Genomic DNA, 16,612 nt, shown 5'->3' with positions numbered 1-16,612 from the left:
ATGGTGAATCTTGCGGCAGGCTGGATGAACCGGGTTGGGCGGCGGACGAGAGATGTTCGGTGGCAGCACAAAAGAGGAGCCCCTGAAAAACAGGGACTCCTCTTTAGGATGAATCAGGACGGCATGCCAGCCTTGGTGTTCTCGGCCTCCGAATGGGAAGACGGCCAGAAAGCAAAGCGGCCCAGCAGCGCCGTAATGGCCGGCACGAGAAACGGCCGGACGATGAAAGTGTCCAGCAGGACACCCGCGGCGGTAATGATGCCGAACTGGACTAGCACCTGGATCGGCAGCGAGGCGAGCACCGCGAAGGTCCCGGCCAGAATGAGGCCGGCGGAGGTGATGACCGAGCCCGTCTCGGACACGTCCTCCTGGATCGCCTGCTTTAACGGCATATGCTTCCGTTTTTTCCAGATGCTCGAGATCATGAAGATGTTGTAGTCCTCGCCCAGCGCCACCAGGAACACGAATGAATAGAGCGGAATCGCTCCTTGGATGGCGTCCGCGCCAAGCCCGTAATGGATGATGAGCCAGCCCAGGCCAAGCGCCGAGAAATAAGACAAAATAACAGTCAAAATCAAATATACCGTTGCGGTGATCGACCGCAAATACACGAGCAGCAGCAGCGTAATCATCCCAATGACGACCGGAATAATGACCATCGTGTCGCGGTCGCCGGTCTCGCGGGTATCGTATTGTTCGGCGGTCTGGCCGCTGATCCACACTTTACCTGCCGGGGAACCCACCCCCGTCGCCTGAAGCGCCTGCTCTGCCGTGCTCCGCAGGTGGGGAATCTGGTCCATCGCTTCGCTGGAATAAGGATTCATGTCGAGCGTGACGTCGTAGGCGATAATATTGGCGTTTTGACTGCCCGGCTGCCCTTTCGACACCTCATCCACATATGGCAGCTCTCTCAGCTTCTGATCCAGGCCGTCCGGTTTGCCTTCCGTATCGACCATAATTTTCACCGGAGCCAGTTCCCCGGGGCTGAACTGCTTCCCGATCGTATCGAAGCCTTCACGCGAGGCCATGTCTTTCGGAAAAGATGACATAATATCGTAGGTAAACTTCACCTGGCTGGATACGGAAGCGAGCGCGCCCAGCACGATTACCGTCACAATGACGATCATCCAAGGTCTGCGGACCACGAGCCGGCTGGCAAAGCCGGGACGCTTCGGCTTGCGGGCGGGTGCCGGTTTGCCCTTCTTGCGGGCGCGTTCCTCTTCCATCTCCGGCGTACGGGGAACGAACGGATAGAACGACGTCCGCCCGAAAATCGCCAGCAGCGCAGGTACCAGCGTCAAGCTTGCGATCACCATCACAAGAATAGAAACGCTGAACGGAACCGCAAAACGGTGGTATGCCCCGTACTTCGCTAGCAGCAGGGCAAGCAGCGACAGGACCACCGTGAAGCCGCTCATGGCGATCGCGCCTGAGGATTCCGTCACTGCCCGCAGCAGCGCCCGGGTCTTGCTCTCTTCTTCCTTCAGCAAATGGCGGAAGTGCGAGATCAGGAACAGACAGTAGTCCGTCCCGGCCCCGAACAGCAGCACTGTCATGATCGAGACGGCTTGGGAATCGACGGTGATCCAGCCCTTCTGGGCCATCAGGCCGAGCAGGGGGCTGACTGCGCCATATGCAAAGCCGACCGCGATCAGCGGAATGAGCGCCAGAATCGGCGAGCGGTAAATGAGCAGCAGGATAACCAGCACCAAAATGACGGTGGACATGAGCAGCTTGAAATCCGCGTTCTTGAAGAGGCCGGTCGCGTCGATCGAAATGCCGACCGGACCGGTGACGCGGACGCTGAGGTCCGAACCGGAGTTATGGCTTGCGGCGAAGGGATCCTGCCCGGTTTCATGCGTGATCCCGGACTTCAGCTGCTCCACCCCTTCTTTCAGCTGGTCGCTGTCTGCGCTTTTCTCGAACAGCACGGGGGTGACCAGCGTGCTCTGGTCCTCGGACAGCATCGCTTTCAGCGCGGCCTCCGGCATTTGATGAAATGGTGCAACCGAATCCTGATAAGGCACCGGATTCGCGCTCCATTCGGCATACACCTTCTGCACATGCTGTAAATCATCGTCTTTCAGCCCGCCTTCACGGTGCCAGACCAGCAGGGCGGGAACCCCTGCATCGCTGCTGAACTGCTCCTCCGCGATGCGTTCAGCCTGAACCGAAGGCTTGGCGCCGTCCAGATTGGCCGCATTGTTCTGGACCTCGCTGTTGACCATCGGCCAGATGGCACTCAGCACCCCCACGATGATGACCCAAACGGCCAGCGTGATCCATTTGCTTCTTTTTCCGGCGACCCAGCGCCCGTATCCGGAATCCCCCATATTCTGCTCCTCCCCACCTGTTACAGGTGCCAAAATGGTATATTATAAGTACATGTTCATGCCGATAAAGTGCGGCTTCCGCAGGCTCCGTGATACAATATGGGACAGTACGGACCGCCGTACTTTTCAGCCTTATCAGGCGGCATACAATCGCAGAATTCAATGAAAAGCACATCCGCTATTACCATGCCACATTAATTATATATACCGGAAGGTTAATTATCAATCAGGATTTAGAACAGGATTGTGGAATTACTGGAGGACAACGATCAACTACTTAGATTATGGAGGACAACGATATGGAACAATCCCAGGGAAAACAACCGGCTAAACGCTCCCCAGGCCGGCCCAAACGCCGGCAGGAGGACACTCCCATGAACGAATTCATCCTGAAAACAGCTTCCGCCCTGTTCATGGAGTACGGCTATGAGCCGGTCTCGCTGCAGCAAATTGCCCAAGTATGCGGCGTAACCAAGGCGTCCATTTACTATCACTTTGAAAATAAAGCCCAGCTCTTTACGGCGGCTGTCACCGCCATGATGCAGAAGGCGCGCAATGCTTCCCTCCGGATTATGCAGCAGGACAAGCCGCTCTACGACCGGCTCGTGGAGCTAGCCGAGAACAAGCTTCGTTTCCCGCACGGAGACTTTGAAACGATCATGCGCGATGCCAGCGCCTCGCTGGCGCCCGAACAGCTGGAGGAAATCCGCGTCAGCGAGGACCAGATTCACGATGTGCTGACCGTCAGCTTCACCGAGGCGATCAAAAACGGGGAGGTGCGCTCCGCACACCCGCTCCTTATGGCGCACACGCTGGCATCCATGCTGATGATCGGCAACCGGGAGATTGCCAAAGAATTCGCCCCGTCCGCGGGCGAACTGGCCCAGGAGATCGTCAACATGTTCTGGAACGGGGTCGGCGTGCAGGAAGCGTAGCGGTTAGGACTGGCTGAAGGCGGCCTCGATGGGTTGGTAGCATGCGGCTCGATTATGGCGTAGGTCAGCCGCCGCTATTCTTCCGAGGCTTTTCGGGCCGACTTGCCGCGGACAGGCTTCTTCTGTTCCTTCTCCTGCTTCTGCCGCAGCTTCCACTCGTCGAGCCAAGCCCATAAGTAGTAAGCGGCGTAGCTCCGCCATGGCGACCAGCTGCGGCTGATCTCCAGCATGAGGGGAGAAGGCGGCTGGCTGTCAAAGCCCCACAGCACTTTCATCGCATTTTTCAGTCCGATGTCATCGGCCGGGAAGAAATCGGTTCGGCCCACGCTGAAGAGCAGGAAGCACTCGACCGTCCATTTGCCGACGCCGCGGATCGGGAGCAGCCGGTTGAAAATTTCTTCGTCCGCAAGGTCCGGCATGGCGTTAAGGTCGAGGGAGCCGTCCGCTACTTGCCGCGCCAGGCCGGTGATGTACTCGGCTTTACGCCGGCTGAACTGCAGCCGCAGCAGCTCGTCCGGTTCGAGCGTGGCCAGCGCTTCCGGCTTCGGGAAGCTGTAGAGCGTATGGTCCCCGATCGTCACGGGGGTGCCGTACTGCTCGGTGATTCGCGAGACGAGCGAAGCGGCAAAGCTCAGGTTCATCTGCTGGCCGATAATCGTCCGCACCAGATTTTGAAACAGATTCGGCTCCAGCAGTATTTTCAGCCCATGAAGCCCCGGAAGAATGGAGCCAATAACAGGCTCATCCTGAAGCTGCGCATAGAACGGCCTGAGGTCCACATGGTTGGACAGCATTTTGCCTACATACACCCGGATGGCTTCGGTTTCCTTCGAATTACAGGCCTGCAGCAGATCCACCTCCGCCGCCGGTCCCTGGTCGGTCTCCACCAAGGACACGGTGACCGGAATGTCGCGCCCTTCCGCCGGAATCACCTTCGTGAATACCGGGTATTCCGGATGAGCCAGCACGAGCCGGGGATTTTGCCCCCTGACCGCGACCATGGTTCGTTCGATGCTAAAGGGCGTAAGCAGCGGGATCGTTTCTTTCATGTTCCGTACCTCCTGACTCCTGTAAAGTGATCAAGCATTCACCGCAGGTTCGGTCTGCGTTTTATATTCCTGAATGAACTTCTAAGATCAATATTGACAAACACACGTTCGATATTCAAGCTTAAACTGCCAATATTCCAAAAAAAAGAGCAGCCGTCATGGCTGCTCTTTTGAAATGCGGATGATAAGGGGTCGCGGGTGGGGTCACCTTCACCCTCAGACAACCTCCTGAATGCTTCCGCCGGAAAACTGGCTGTTATACAGATCGGCGTAGAAGCCGCCTTTGGCCAGAAGCTCCTCGTGGTTGCCCTTCTCGATCACACTGCCCTGGTTCATGACCAGGATCAGATCGGCGTCACGGATCGTGGACAGCCGGTGGGCGATGACAAAGCTCGTTCTGCCCTTCATCAGGTCGTTCATCGCCTTCTGAATATAGACCTCCGTCCGGGTGTCGACGCTGCTGGTCGCTTCATCCAGAATGAGGATGGACGGATCGGCCAGAATGGCACGCGCAATCGTCAGCAGCTGCTTCTGCCCTTGGGAAATGTTCGACGCTTCTTCGTTGAGCACGGTGTCGTAGCCGTCCGGAAGCGTCCGGATGAAGTGATCGGCATGAGCCGCCTTGGCCGCCTCGATCACTTCCTCATTCGTGGCGCCGGCCCGGCCGTAAGCGATATTTTCCATAATCGTCCCGTTAAAGAGCCAGGTATCCTGAAGCACCATGCCGAAAATGCTGCGCAAATTGCCGCGCTTCAAGTGGGTAATGTTCACGCCGTCGATGGTGATCGCCCCGCCGTTCAGCTCATAGAAGCGCATGAGCAGGTTGATGAGCGTCGTCTTGCCGGCGCCTGTCGGCCCGACGATGGCGATCGTCTGTCCCGGCTTCACATCGATGTTCATGTCTTCAATGAGCATTGCGTCTTCCTTATAGCCGAACCGCACATGCTCAAACTCCACGGCCCCCTTCGGACTGTTCAGGACAGCCGCATCCGCCGCTTCCGGCACTTCCTCTTCTTCATCAAGCAGCTCGAACACGCGCTCCGCCGAAGCGATGGTGGACTGGATGATGTTCGCAATGTTGGCCGTCTGCATAATCGGCTGGGTGAACTGTCTGGCGTACTGGATGAACGCCTGCACATCCCCGATCGTAATCCGGCCGTGCGTGACGAAGATCCCCCCGACCACGCAGACCAGCACATAGCCGATGTTGCCGATAAACATCATCATCGGCATGATGATGCCGGAGATGAATTGGGCTTTCCAGCCGGAGCTGTACAGCTTTTCGTTGATTTTGTTGAAATCCTCGACGGACTCCCGTTCGCGGCCGAAGGCCTTCACGATTTTATGGCCTGTGTACATTTCCTCCACATGGCCGTTGAGCTGTCCTAGAGAAGCCTGCTGGGCCATGAAATGCTTCTGGGACCGGGAAGCCACCGCTTTGATAACAATGAAGCTGAGCGGCAGCGTCACGATCAGAATCAGCGTCATCCATGGGCTGATCGACAGCATCATCACGATGACGCCGACCAGCGTCACGATCGACGTGATCAGCTGCGTCAAGCTCTGCTGAAGCGTGGTGCTGATGTTGTCGACGTCGTTGGTCGCGCGGCTCAAGATTTCCCCATGCGTCCGGGAATCAAAATATTTCAGCGGCAGGCGCGACAGCTTCGCGTTGATCTGCTCCCGCATATCGTACACGACCTTCTGCGCCACGCCAGCCATCAGATACTGCTGAATATAGCTGAACGCTGCGCTGAACAGGTACAGACCAATCAGAATCAGCAGGATTTGGGTGATATAGGTAAAGTCAATGCCGGCGCCCGGCGTCCCCTTCGCCATCGCGATGACGCCTTCCAGCAGCTTGGTAATCGCCTTGCCGAGAATTTTCGGGCTCGCGATGCTGAACACTGTACTAAGAATCGCCGTCAGAAAAATAACGATCAACGTCCCCCGCCGCGGCCGCAGATAGCCGACCAGCCGCTTCAGGGAGCCCTTGAAGTCCTTGGCCTTCTGCGCAGGCATCATTTGGCCGGGATGGCCGCCGGGATGCCGGGGTCCTCCCATCCGGGGTCCGGGTCTTCTTGTTTGCTCACTCATGCGATCTCCTCCTCTGACAGCTGTGAGGATACAATTTCGCGATAAACGTCACTGGTCTCCATCAGCTCGCGGTGGGTGCCGATGCCGGCAATCCGCCCTTCGTCGAGGACGATGATCCGGTCGGCGTCCATGACCGTGCTGACCCGCTGCGCCACGAGCAGAACGGTTGCGTCCCGCGTCACCGGCTTCAGCGCGCTGCGCAGCTTCGCATCCGTCTTGAAATCAAGCGCCGAGAAGCTGTCGTCGAACGCATAGATTTCCGGTCTGCGTACCAGCGCCCGCGCGATGGATAAGCGCTGCTTCTGCCCGCCGGACACGTTGTTTCCGCCCTGGGCAATTTCCGACTCAAAGCCGTCTTTCATATTCATAATAAATTCGGTCGCCTGGGCGATATCCGCCGCTTCGCGGATCTCTTCATCGGTGGCGTCCTTATTGCCGTAGCGGATATTGTCCGCAATCGTCCCGGTGAACAGCAGCGCCTTCTGCGGCACGAAGCCGATCTTGGCGCGCAGCTCCTCCTGCGTCATCTCGCGGACATCGACCCCGTCGACCAGCACGCTGCCTTCCGCCACATCATAGAAGCGCGGAATCAAGCTGAGCAGCGTCGACTTGCCGGAACCGGTGCCGCCGATAATCGCCGTGGTCTCCCCCGGCTTGGCGGTGAATGAAATCCCCGACAGCGCCGGCTGCTCCGCGCCCGGATAACTGAACGTCACGTCCCGGAATTCCAAATAGCCGCGTCCTTCTTCAGAGGATTGTGCAACGAGCGGATCGTCGATATCCGGCGTAATGCTGAGCACCTCGTTAATCCGCGCAGCGGATGCGGAAGCGCGCGGTACCATGACGAAGACCATAGAAACCATGATCAGGGAGAACATGATCTGCATGGCGTACTGGATAAAAGCCATCAGGTCCCCGACCTGCATATGTCCGTCCCTGATGCGCAGGCCGCCGAACCAGACGATGGCGATGGTCGATAAGTTCATGACGATCATCATGATCGGCATCATGGCCGCCATGATTTTGTTCACCCGGACCGCTGTGCTGGTCAGATCGTAGTTGGCTTCCTTGAAACGCTCCTGCTCATGCTGAATCCGGTTAAACGAACGAATGACCCGGATCCCGGTCAGGTTTTCGCGGAGCACCCGGTTCAGTTTGTCCAGCTTGACCTGCATCGCCTTGAACAGCGGCATTCCCATACCGGCTATGAGGGCGATGGAGCCCGCCAACACCGGAACGATCACGACGATGATCAGAGACAGCTTGGCGTCCTTGGACACCGCCATAATAATCCCGCCGATACACATCATCGGCGCGCTGATCATCATCCGCAGCATCATGGTCAGCACCTGCTGGGTCTGGGCGATATCATTGGTGGTACGGGTAATGAGCGAAGCCGTGCCCAGCTTGTCAAATTCCTGCAGAGAGAAATTCTGGACATGCTGGAATACCCGGCTGCGCATCGATCTGCCGAAGCCGCCCGCCACTTTGGCGGACAGGTAGCTCGCGGCGATGGAGCAAATGGCTCCCCCCAGAGCTACGGCCAGCATAAAGCCGCCGATTTTCCAAATGTAAGGAATGTCTCCCTCGATGATGCCCTTATCCACGATGTCCGACATCAGCGTCGGGAGATACAGGTCCGACATGGACTGCAGAAACACAAGCACAAATGTGAACAGGATCAGAAGCCAGAACGGCTTCAATGAACGAAAAAGCTTCAGCATGTTGGCACTTCACCTCCATCCGATGAATCATTCTGTGTCTTGCTTTCATAATACTTATAAGCCTTGGTCAGCAGCTCGGACAGCTTCTCACTCTCCTCGATGCCCAGGTGATCGACAAGCCCCTTGAAGGAATGGATCGTCGCCTTACGGGCTTGGATAATCGCTTCCCGCCCCTCTTCGCTGAGCTTGATCCGGACCACCCTTCGGTCCGCCTCATCCGGCGTCCGTACGATCCATTTCTTCTTCTCCAGCGCTTTGACAAACTGGGTGACGGTCGGAGAAGTGACCCCCAGCATCGCACTGATCTCGGACACCTTCAGTCCCGGGCTATCCGGCTCGACATGACGCATGAGCAGAACCATCAGCCCCATCTCGCTCATCTTCAAGCCTTCGATTACCCGGTGGCGAAACTCACCCCTGTTAAATCGCATGACTGCCTGAAGCAGCTGGACAACGGTTTCGTGGTGCTGGTCATGCTCCTGCGGTTCACTACCCTGGCAGAAGGCTTTCTGTCGGTTGTTGCCATCGTCGTTCATGACGCCAATAATCCTCCTTTCTCAAACGTGCTATGAAGGATGAGATCCCGCACAAAAAAATAATTAGGTTACCAATTAAATAGGCAACCTAATTATATGATCTTTCCGATTTATATGTCAATTAAAACATATCTAATAAAGTCCAACAATATTTTGTTCATGGATCAGCTGTGCTTGCATGACCAGAATTCCGCAGCAGACGTTTGACCGTCGCCGCAAACAATATGCAGCAGGTGACCGCTGCGCAGGCGTCTGCAATCGGCTCGGCCATAATGACGGCATCGGCTTTGGGCGATATGAACTCCGGCAGCACAAAAACCAAAGGAATCAGCAAAATGATTTTACGCAGGACGGCAATAAAGATGGACACCTTAGCCTGCCCAAGCGCAAGAAACATCTGCTGCAGCGCCAGCTGAATGCCGTAAATGCACGTCCCCAGGAAAAAGACCGGCATCAGCCTTTCCGTCAGCGCAATCAATTCAGCCTGATCCGTGAAAATCATGGCGGGAAACCGCGGGATGAACACCGCTACCGCCCACATCACGATGCCGAGGACACCGCAAGCGGCCGTACAAAACCGGATCGCCGCCTTCACCCTTGCATAGTCTCCCGATCCATAATTGTAGCCGATGACCGGCTGCGCTCCCTGCGCAAAGCTGGATAAAGGCAGGGAAAACAGCTGCATGAGGCTGGTCAGAATGCTGATTGCGCCTACATACAAATCGCCGCCATACCGTGCTAGGGAAATATTAAATACGATCTGGATCAGGCTTTCCGTCGACTGCATGATAAAAGGGGACAGTCCCAGCGCAAGGATGCGGCACGCCATCCGGGGGTTCACCCGCAGGTTGCGGAGCCGAAGGCGGAGGTGGCTGCGCCTGGATGTAAGAAACGACAGCACCCATATAGCGGACGCAGTCTGGGAAATGACGGTTGCCAAAGCGGCCCCGCGAACTCCCATATGCATCGGAAATATAAAAAGGGGTGCCAGGATGGCGTTCAGCACAGCTCCCGCACAGACCGTGGCCATTGCCGTTTTCGCAAAACCCTGAATGGAAATAAAAGAATTCAGCCCAAGGGACATCAGCACGCTGACCGTCCCCAGCAAATAGATGCCCATATAATCACTGGCATAGGGCAGTGTTGTACCGCTCGCTCCGAAGGCGATCAACAGGGGACGGTGAAAACACAGCAGCACCGCCGTCAGCACTCCCGAGACGAGCAGGAGCATCAGACAGCAGCTGCCCAGCAGCTTCTCCGCTTCCTTGGGTTTCCCTTCCCCCAGCTTCATGGAGGCCAGCGGAGCGCCGCCAAGGCCGATGAGGGCCGCAAACGCCGAGATGGTCATGATCAGCGGGAAGGCAATGCCCAGTCCGGTTAATGCAAAGGTACCGCCTCCCGGCATCCTGCCGATCAGCATCCGGTCGACGACATTGTACAGCGCGTTGACGATTTGAGCCGCAATCGCCGGAAGTGCAAGAGACAACAGCAGCTTGGGGATGCTCCCCGCGGCAAACCGGCTGCTCATTTCATCATGGTTGATTGTAAATCATTCCTTTTCGCTCGTAGTTTCCGTAGAAATGCGCATTTCCATCTTTCATTATATCAGACTGAAATCGCATGAAAACACGAGTTTTAAGGCATCTATGCGGCCGTGTAAGGGTTGTAAAATATAAAAATAATGAGGAGATACACGTCTGAATTCAAAACGCTTTAAAAGCAAAAATAGGAGGTCTGAGAGGGTGCAGGTTTAATGTATTTTTTCTTGTAACCTCATTAAAATAATGCGTTCCAGTCTGCCCGGTTACCCCCTGTCATCCATCAATTTCCCCTGCGTAAACGCGATCCATTCCCGCGCGGCATAGGACAGGTAACGGTCCCTGCGCCAGATCATCCCCAGCTGCCACGGAATAACCGGTTCCACCAGCGGCATAATACGGATCCGCTCCCGGTTGATTTCCCGGCAGATCGTTTCCGGCAGCAGGGCGATGCCCAAATTGGCGGCGACCATGCCGCTGATCAAGTCCCATTGGGAGCTTTCGTAGACGATATGCGGCTGGAAGCCGACCTTGACGCATTCCGTAATGATCCGGTCATGCAGCGCAAAGTCCTCCCGGAACAGCACGAAGTTCTCTTCCGCCAGATCGGCAAGACCGGCGCACTCGCGATGCGCAAGACGGTGAGACGGGTGCACCAGCAGCATCAGGTTTTCCCGGACGAACGAAAACGAGTGGAACAGCGAGTCGTCGGTCGGCAGCACCACAACGCCAATGTCGAGCAAACCGCTTTCTACGTCGACCTCCACCTTTTTGGCGCCGTCCTCAAAGATTTGCATCGTCACCTGCGGGTATTTCTGATGGAACTGCCCGATCACCTCAGGGAAAAAGCTCGATCCGACCATCGGCGGCAGGCCGAGGCGGATATGGCCCTTCTTCAGATTTTTCAAATCGCCGAGCTCGGAGGACAAGCTCTGGAACGACTTCACGATCGGCTGCGCCTGCTCGTAAATAATCCGGCCGGCATCGGTCAGCACCACCTTTTTGCCTGAACGGTCAAACAGGGTGACACCAAGCTCCTCCTCAATGTTGCGGATCGTTTTGCTGATCGACGGCTGCGTGATGTAGAGCGATTCCGCCGCCTTCGTAAAACTCTGCAGCCGGGCGACCTCCATAAAATACTGCAATTGGCGGATGTCCATACGTCGTTCTCCTTTTCCTTGAGTAAGTCTATCGGGGACATTTTACGTACTTGCCCATCATCCATTTCGATTTTCAACTTATACGTCATCCTTATGCCATAGCCAAATGGAATGATATCCATTCGATATATGCATTTTACCTATGAAAATTAATGCTGTAAAATTTTCATTATAAATGAAAGGAAGGCGAAAACAATTGATGAAGCATGCCGTCAAAGGGACCTTTCAGGTCGCCGTTTTAATGCTGTTTTCATATGCGATGAACCAGCTGGCCGGTCTGCTGCATCTGCCGGTGCCGGGCAGCATTCTCGGAATCATCGTGTTGTTTCTTTTGCTCGAATCCGGCGTCGTCAAGCTCGAATGGATCGAAGTCGGAGCAAACTGGCTGCTCGCCGAGCTCCTGCTCTTCTTTATCCCGGCCGCCGTCGGGGTGATGAAATATTTTGCGATGCTGGAGAGCGACGGGGTGCGAATCCTGCTCGTCGTTATTTTCAGCACGGTCGTGGTCATGGCCAGCTCCGGCTTGACCGCCGCACGCATTGCCAAACATAAAGAACGGAAGGTGTCATGATGATCGGTCTCATCTGTCTGCTGCTAACCCTCGTGATCTACATGGCAGCCAAACGATTGTATAAGCGGTATCCCAAAGTGTATCTGTCGCCGCTGCTGGTGACGCCCTGCATCATTATTATTTTCCTGCTGTGCACGCATATTCCCTATGAACATTACAATGCCGGCGGGAAATGGCTGAGCGATATGCTCCAGCCTGCGACAGTCGCCTTTGCGGTGCCGCTCTATAAAAATTTTAAAGTACTCAAAAAGCACGCCGTCGAAATCGTCGTCAGCGTGCTTACCGGTTCCTTCATGGCTATGATCTCTTCGGCGGTGCTCGCCAAAGGGCTGAAGCTGGACACTTCATTAGTGACCAGCCTGATCCCCCGCTCGATCACGACGCCGATCGCCATGAACGTATCGCAGGTCATCGGCGGGGTGCCGAACATTACGGCGGTCTTCGTCATTATGACCGGCCTGCTCGGCTCCGTGCTCGGGCCGATGATTCTGCGCCTTCTGCGGATCGAGAACGAAATCGCCCGCGGCGTGCTGCTCGGCACGAGCGCCCACGGGACGGGGACGTCCGTGGCCTTCGGCTTCAGCTCGATGAGCGGAGCGATCTCCAGCGTCTCGATGATTCTGGCCGCCTTGTTCACGCTCGGCGCGGCGCCGCTGCTCATGCTGATGTGGTAAGGAGTTAGAGGCGGACCGGCTTGCCGGTAGATGCCGAGGCCAACGCGGCACAAGTCACGGCCTGCGTCCGGCAGGCATCCTCATAGCTTGAAAGAATACGGGAGCGGTCTCCGGTGCGCAGCGCATGGAGAAACGCTTCCGTTTCGCGTACATAGGGGCTCCCCTGCTCCGCATATTCCGTCTTTACACCGGGCGCCGCCAGCTGCAGCCGCTGCGGGTTCCAATCGACGATCCCCCGGTCCGTATAGAATGTCAGTCCCGTCTGGCTCAGACCGCCACCTTCCGGCAGGACGCATGTGTTGGAGATGTTCGCTACCACGCCGCTCGCCAGGCGGAGCGTGACCGTTCCCACGTCGGCAACTTCCACCCCGTCCACCTGGCTCCGCTTGACCCGGTCCCCGTAAAGCGCATACACTTCTTCCACTTCGCCGGCTGTATACCGGAGCATGTCGACCATATGCGTCGTCTGCTCGATGAACTGCCCGCCGGAGCCGCTTTGCCGTCTCCACCAGGACACGCCCGGCATGCTGTCCATCCACCGCCCCAGCACCATGCCGGTCGTATGATTCGACAGCTCCTCCTTCAGCCGCGCCGCATTGTGCTGGTAGCGGAAATGGTAACCCACCGACGTCAACAGCCCCGTCTCGCGGACCCGGGCCAAAATTTGTTCCGGCAAGCTGGTGTCGAGCCCAAGCGGTTTTTCCACCAAAAACGGAATACCGCGCTCAATCAGCTTCATTTCGATTTCGCCGTGTGCCATCGGCGGCACGCAGATATACACCGCGTCGAGCGGCCCCGCGTCCAGCATGGCATCCAGATCCCCATATCCCTCGGCGCCGTAACGCCGCGCCATCCGGTCTGCTTTCTCCAGGCTTGTACCACAAACCGCCGTCAGCTTTACTCCATCCATCGCCGCCAAGTTGTCGGCATGTACACCGCTGAACCATCCGGTTCCGATCAATCCGATACGAAGTGTCATCCTGCGCGATCCCACCTTTATCCTGTTTTCTCCACTATACCGGGGGCCGTCCCGTTTGGCTACGATTTGTTGGGAACGCATCGCACGCCCTCGTATCCATCCCGTTCGCGGAACCAAATCCCGACGAGACCAAGCGGCCCGGAGGACCACTTCGCCGTGCCGCGTCTCGCCCGTCTAAGGCCTCCCGACTTTGAATCCCTTCCACTCATCCGGGAGCAGCCCCTGATAGTGCCGCTGGAGAAATCGGTCGTCGACCAGCACCAGCATGCCCGTATCCTGCTCGGAGCGGATCAGCCGCCCTCCGGCCTGCAGCACCTTATTCATCCCGGGGAATACGTAGGCGTAATCATACCCGCTTTTCCCGTTTTCATTGAAGTAATCCCGAATCAGGTTCCGTTCAAAACCGAGCTGCGGCAGGCCCACACCGACTACGACCACGCCTCCCAGACGGTCCCCCTGCAGGTCGATGCCTTCGGAGAAAATACCCCCGAGCACAGCGAAGCCGACGAGCGTATCCGCATTGTCCGCCTGGAACGCCGCGAGGAACCGCTCCCGCTCCTCCTCGGCCATTCCGGTATCCTGCACGATGATGCCAACCTCCGGGTGCAGCTCCGCAAAAGGCTCGACCACCATACGCATATATTGGTACGACGGGAAAAAGACCATGTAATTCGCTTTGCGCTCCGATATGAGGCCATGCAGCAGCTTCACCAGCGCGTCCCGGGTGTCGTCCCGGTCCCGGTACCTGGTGGACAGCGGCTCGATGCGCACATCCAGCTGCTCCCGGCTGAACGGCGACGGCACGGACAAGCTGTAGTCCTCCTCGCCGGCGCCCAGCATGTCCCTATAGTAGGACAGCGGAGACAGAGTGGCCGAGAAAAACACGGTCGAGCGGAAACCTTTTCCCGCCTGGGTGAGCAGGTAGGACGGATCCATGCAGAACAGCTTCAGCACGCAGTCGCCACCGTGAATCTCGGCATACGTCAAAAAGCGTTCGTCATACAGCTTGGCGATCCGGATATAATGCTGCGACACAAAATAAGCATCCAGCAGCTGCTCCTGCAGCCCGGGATCGCCTTTGGGAGCCAGCAGCTCCCGCTCGGCTTCGGCTATGAACAGCTCCAGCCGCTCACCCAGTTCCCGAGGCTGTTCCTGCCACTGCTTCTGGCGGACTTCGCCCATTTCCTTTTTCAGCTCGATAAAAAATTTATTGACCGCATCCGCCGCCTTCTGAACCCCGGCATCCACGCCCTTGTATCCGCGCTTCAGCTCGAGAAATGCCGCCTTGCCGATCTCAGCCGAGAACATGTCCCGGCCCCGATCAACGAGGTTATGGGCTTCGTCCACGAGCAGCACCGTCCGCCTCTTCTGCTCCTCGGGCAGCCGTTTGAACGAAACCCGCGGATCAAAGATGTAATTATAGTCGCAAATGACCGCATCCGCTGCGTAGGCCGCATCCAGCGAAAACTCAAAGGGACATACCTGGTGCTTGCGAGCGTAACGCTCGATGACGGCGCGGTCCATCACCGTTTCCTGGGACAGCATGTCCAAAATAGCCCCGTTGACCCGGTCGTAGTAGCCGTCCGCAAACGGGCAGGCGTCCTTCCGGCAGACCGTCTCCTCCTGAAAGCAGACTTTGTCCTTGGCCGTAATCGTCACCGTCTGCATTCGCAGCCCTTTGGCCTGCATCAGCGCAAAGGCCTGCTCGGCGGCCGTTCGGGTGATCGTCTTGGCCGTCAAATAAAAGATCTGTCCAAGCAGCCCCTCCCCGATCGCCTTCACGGACGGGAACAGCGTGGACATCGTCTTGCCGATCCCCGTCGGTGCCTTGGCAAACAGCTTCCGCTTCTCCTTCACCGCCTGATAGACCGCTCCCGCCAGCTTGCGCTGTCCTTCCCGGTAAGTGTCGAACGGGAACGGCAGCGCGCGGATGCTCTCATCCCGGAGATGCGCATTTTTCAGCCGGAGCGCGGCATACGGGGTATAGACCTCCAGCACCCCCATCACAAAGGCTTCGAGCTCCGCCAGCGTCAGCATCCGCCGGAAACGGCGCTCCGTGCCGGTATGCGTCTCGACGTAGGTGAGCTGCACCGTCATCCGGTCCAGGCCGTGGTCCATGGCATAAATATAGGCGTAAACTTGGGCCTGTGCCCAGTGAACCGGCTTTCCGTCCCCCTCCATCGCATCCAGGCTCGCAGCGGTCGATTTGATCTCATCGATCATCCAGCCGTCATCCGTTTGGATCAGGCCGTCGCATCTTCCTTCAATGACATAAGTCAGGTCCCCGAAGGATATCTCCCGCTTCAGGAACACCTCCTTCTGGTCGCCTTCCCCGTAAGTTTTCTGCACCTGCTGGTGAATTCGTGTGCCTTCAACCATGGCGGTGGCCGACCGGAATCCGGAATCGATATCCCCGCTTGAGAAAGCATATTCCACCAGCGGCCGGACCGATATCCGAACCTCCGCCCGCTCCCGGTTTTCTTCAGACATAGGATCACCCGTTCCCCTTGTTTTTCCCATCATACCATAATGGAGCGGGCAGTCCCAATGCGCTATCCACGAAAAAAGCCCGTGCCGCCCTGAAAAAGTGGCACGAGCTTTGTCTAATGAACTCATCCGGCAGCGGCAGGTCACGACGCCACCGTCTTCCTGCTATCTTCTCCGCGTCTCGGTCAGGCGGAACTGGTTGACAAGCTGAAGCAGCGATCCGGTGATGGACTCCACATTTTCCGATGTGCCGCGGACGTGCTGCATGTCCTCCTGCAGCTCCTGCAGGGTGCCTTCCACCTCTGCCGAAATGCTGCGGTTTTCGATGCTGACGGCGGCTACCTTTTCCATGATGCCCACCACTTCACCGACCATCTTGGTCTTGAGGCTGTCCTGGCTGCCAGCCTGTCCCAGCATTTCAGAGGCCGAAGCGACGATTTTCGTACCCTCCTCCACCGCCCGGCTGCCTTCGTCCATGGAGGCAAAGGCCAGTTCCACCTGCCCGCCGATCTGCCGCAGTGTCCGCTGG

12 protein-coding genes and 1 pseudogene are annotated in these 16,612 nt (G+C 57.2%); 3 read left to right on the top strand and 10 right to left on the bottom strand.

Annotated elements, in window-relative coordinates; all coding sequences use genetic code 11:
• Nucleotides 1-113 precede the first annotated feature (113 nt).
• The gene (locus BCV73_RS30800) at nucleotides 114-2,333 is read right to left on the bottom strand and encodes an MMPL family transporter (RefSeq protein ID WP_089549669.1); all 2,220 of its coding nucleotides are present in this window, start codon (nucleotides 2,331-2,333) and stop codon (nucleotides 114-116) included.
• Nucleotides 2,334-2,707: 374 nt separating this feature from the next.
• Here BCV73_RS30800 and BCV73_RS30795 point away from each other — a divergent pair, with 374 nt between their 5' ends.
• On the top strand, nucleotides 2,708-3,268 hold the full coding sequence (locus tag BCV73_RS30795; protein ID WP_240913409.1) for a TetR/AcrR family transcriptional regulator: 561 nt from the start codon (nucleotides 2,708-2,710) through the stop codon (nucleotides 3,266-3,268).
• Nucleotides 3,269-3,342: 74 nt separating this feature from the next.
• On the opposite strand, the gene BCV73_RS30790 is transcribed toward BCV73_RS30795, so the two are convergent.
• From BCV73_RS30790 to cidR, 6 genes are all read right to left on the bottom strand, one after another.
• Nucleotides 3,343-4,317 (bottom strand): DNA-3-methyladenine glycosylase family protein, encoded by a 975-nt coding sequence (locus BCV73_RS30790; protein ID WP_089549667.1) that lies wholly within the window; start codon nucleotides 4,315-4,317, stop codon nucleotides 3,343-3,345.
• A 216-nt stretch (nucleotides 4,318-4,533) separates the two neighbouring features.
• A complete protein-coding gene (locus tag BCV73_RS30785) occupies nucleotides 4,534-6,414 on the bottom strand; it encodes an ABC transporter ATP-binding protein (protein WP_089549666.1) in 1,881 nt (626 codons plus the stop codon).
• Nucleotides 6,411-8,138: an ABC transporter ATP-binding protein gene (locus BCV73_RS30780; protein WP_089549665.1), complete on the bottom strand. Its 1,728-nt coding sequence runs from the start codon at nucleotides 8,136-8,138 to the stop codon at nucleotides 6,411-6,413. Before BCV73_RS30780 ends, BCV73_RS30785 begins: the two co-directional genes overlap by 4 nt.
• Entirely contained in the window at nucleotides 8,132-8,674 is a 543-nt protein-coding gene (locus BCV73_RS30775; protein ID WP_089549664.1) for a MarR family winged helix-turn-helix transcriptional regulator, read from the bottom strand. The genes BCV73_RS30780 and BCV73_RS30775 overlap by 7 nt, the downstream gene beginning before the upstream one ends.
• Nucleotides 8,675-8,831: 157 nt before the next feature.
• Complete coding sequence (locus BCV73_RS30770) at nucleotides 8,832-10,202, bottom strand: MATE family efflux transporter (RefSeq protein ID WP_089549663.1); 1,371 nt, start codon at nucleotides 10,200-10,202, stop codon at nucleotides 8,832-8,834.
• Nucleotides 10,203-10,478: 276 nt separating this feature from the next.
• Nucleotides 10,479-11,372: a cidABC operon transcriptional activator CidR gene (cidR, locus tag BCV73_RS30765; RefSeq protein WP_089549662.1), complete on the bottom strand. Its 894-nt coding sequence runs from the start codon at nucleotides 11,370-11,372 to the stop codon at nucleotides 10,479-10,481.
• 199 nt (nucleotides 11,373-11,571) lie between these two features.
• Between cidR and BCV73_RS30760 the strand changes: the two genes are divergently transcribed.
• Entirely contained in the window at nucleotides 11,572-11,943 is a 372-nt protein-coding gene (locus BCV73_RS30760; protein ID WP_089549661.1) for a CidA/LrgA family protein, read from the top strand.
• Nucleotides 11,943-12,617, top strand: a complete 675-nt coding sequence (locus BCV73_RS30755; protein ID WP_089549660.1) for a CidB/LrgB family autolysis modulator — start codon at nucleotides 11,943-11,945, stop codon at nucleotides 12,615-12,617. Before BCV73_RS30760 ends, BCV73_RS30755 begins: the two co-directional genes overlap by 1 nt.
• A gap of 4 nt (nucleotides 12,618-12,621) precedes the next feature.
• Here BCV73_RS30755 and BCV73_RS30750 read toward each other — a convergent pair whose 3' ends face one another.
• From BCV73_RS30750 to BCV73_RS36005, 3 genes and pseudogenes are all read right to left on the bottom strand, one after another.
• On the bottom strand, nucleotides 12,622-13,596 hold the full coding sequence (locus tag BCV73_RS30750; RefSeq protein WP_089549659.1) for a Gfo/Idh/MocA family protein: 975 nt from the start codon (nucleotides 13,594-13,596) through the stop codon (nucleotides 12,622-12,624).
• 174 nt (nucleotides 13,597-13,770) lie between these two features.
• The gene (locus tag BCV73_RS30745; RefSeq protein ID WP_089549658.1) at nucleotides 13,771-16,086 is read right to left on the bottom strand and encodes an ATP-dependent DNA helicase; all 2,316 of its coding nucleotides are present in this window, start codon (nucleotides 16,084-16,086) and stop codon (nucleotides 13,771-13,773) included.
• Between the two features lie 162 nt (nucleotides 16,087-16,248).
• Nucleotides 16,249-16,612: pseudogene (locus BCV73_RS36005) on the bottom strand (methyl-accepting chemotaxis protein); the annotation flags it as partial.

The sequence above is a fragment of the Paenibacillus sp. SSG-1 genome (assembly GCF_002224835.1).
GTDB classification, from domain to species: domain Bacteria; phylum Bacillota; class Bacilli; order Paenibacillales; family Paenibacillaceae; genus Paenibacillus_AQ; species Paenibacillus_AQ favisporus.
Note: the sequence above shows the minus strand (reverse complement) of the source record. Positions and strands in the feature narration are given on the sequence as shown.

Bases quoted from the DNA above. Each gene is read 5' to 3' on its own strand.
- BCV73_RS30800 (WP_089549669.1), bottom strand. From the start codon at position 2,333: ATGGGGGATTCCGGATACGGGCGCTGGGTCGCCGGAAAAAGAAGCAAA.
- BCV73_RS30795 (WP_240913409.1), top strand. From the start codon at position 2,708: ATGAACGAATTCATCCTGAAAACAGCTTCCGCCCTGTTCATGGAGTAC.
- BCV73_RS30790 (WP_089549667.1), bottom strand. From the start codon at position 4,317: ATGAAAGAAACGATCCCGCTGCTTACGCCCTTTAGCATCGAACGAACC.
- BCV73_RS30785 (WP_089549666.1), bottom strand. From the start codon at position 6,414: ATGAGTGAGCAAACAAGAAGACCCGGACCCCGGATGGGAGGACCCCGG.
- BCV73_RS30780 (WP_089549665.1), bottom strand. From the start codon at position 8,138: ATGCTGAAGCTTTTTCGTTCATTGAAGCCGTTCTGGCTTCTGATCCTG.
- BCV73_RS30775 (WP_089549664.1), bottom strand. From the start codon at position 8,674: ATGAACGACGATGGCAACAACCGACAGAAAGCCTTCTGCCAGGGTAGT.
- BCV73_RS30770 (WP_089549663.1), bottom strand. From the start codon at position 10,202: ATGAGCAGCCGGTTTGCCGCGGGGAGCATCCCCAAGCTGCTGTTGTCT.
- cidR (WP_089549662.1), bottom strand. From the start codon at position 11,372: ATGGACATCCGCCAATTGCAGTATTTTATGGAGGTCGCCCGGCTGCAG.
- BCV73_RS30760 (WP_089549661.1), top strand. From the start codon at position 11,572: ATGAAGCATGCCGTCAAAGGGACCTTTCAGGTCGCCGTTTTAATGCTG.
- BCV73_RS30755 (WP_089549660.1), top strand. From the start codon at position 11,943: ATGATCGGTCTCATCTGTCTGCTGCTAACCCTCGTGATCTACATGGCA.
- BCV73_RS30750 (WP_089549659.1), bottom strand. From the start codon at position 13,596: ATGACACTTCGTATCGGATTGATCGGAACCGGATGGTTCAGCGGTGTA.
- BCV73_RS30745 (WP_089549658.1), bottom strand. From the start codon at position 16,086: ATGTCTGAAGAAAACCGGGAGCGGGCGGAGGTTCGGATATCGGTCCGG.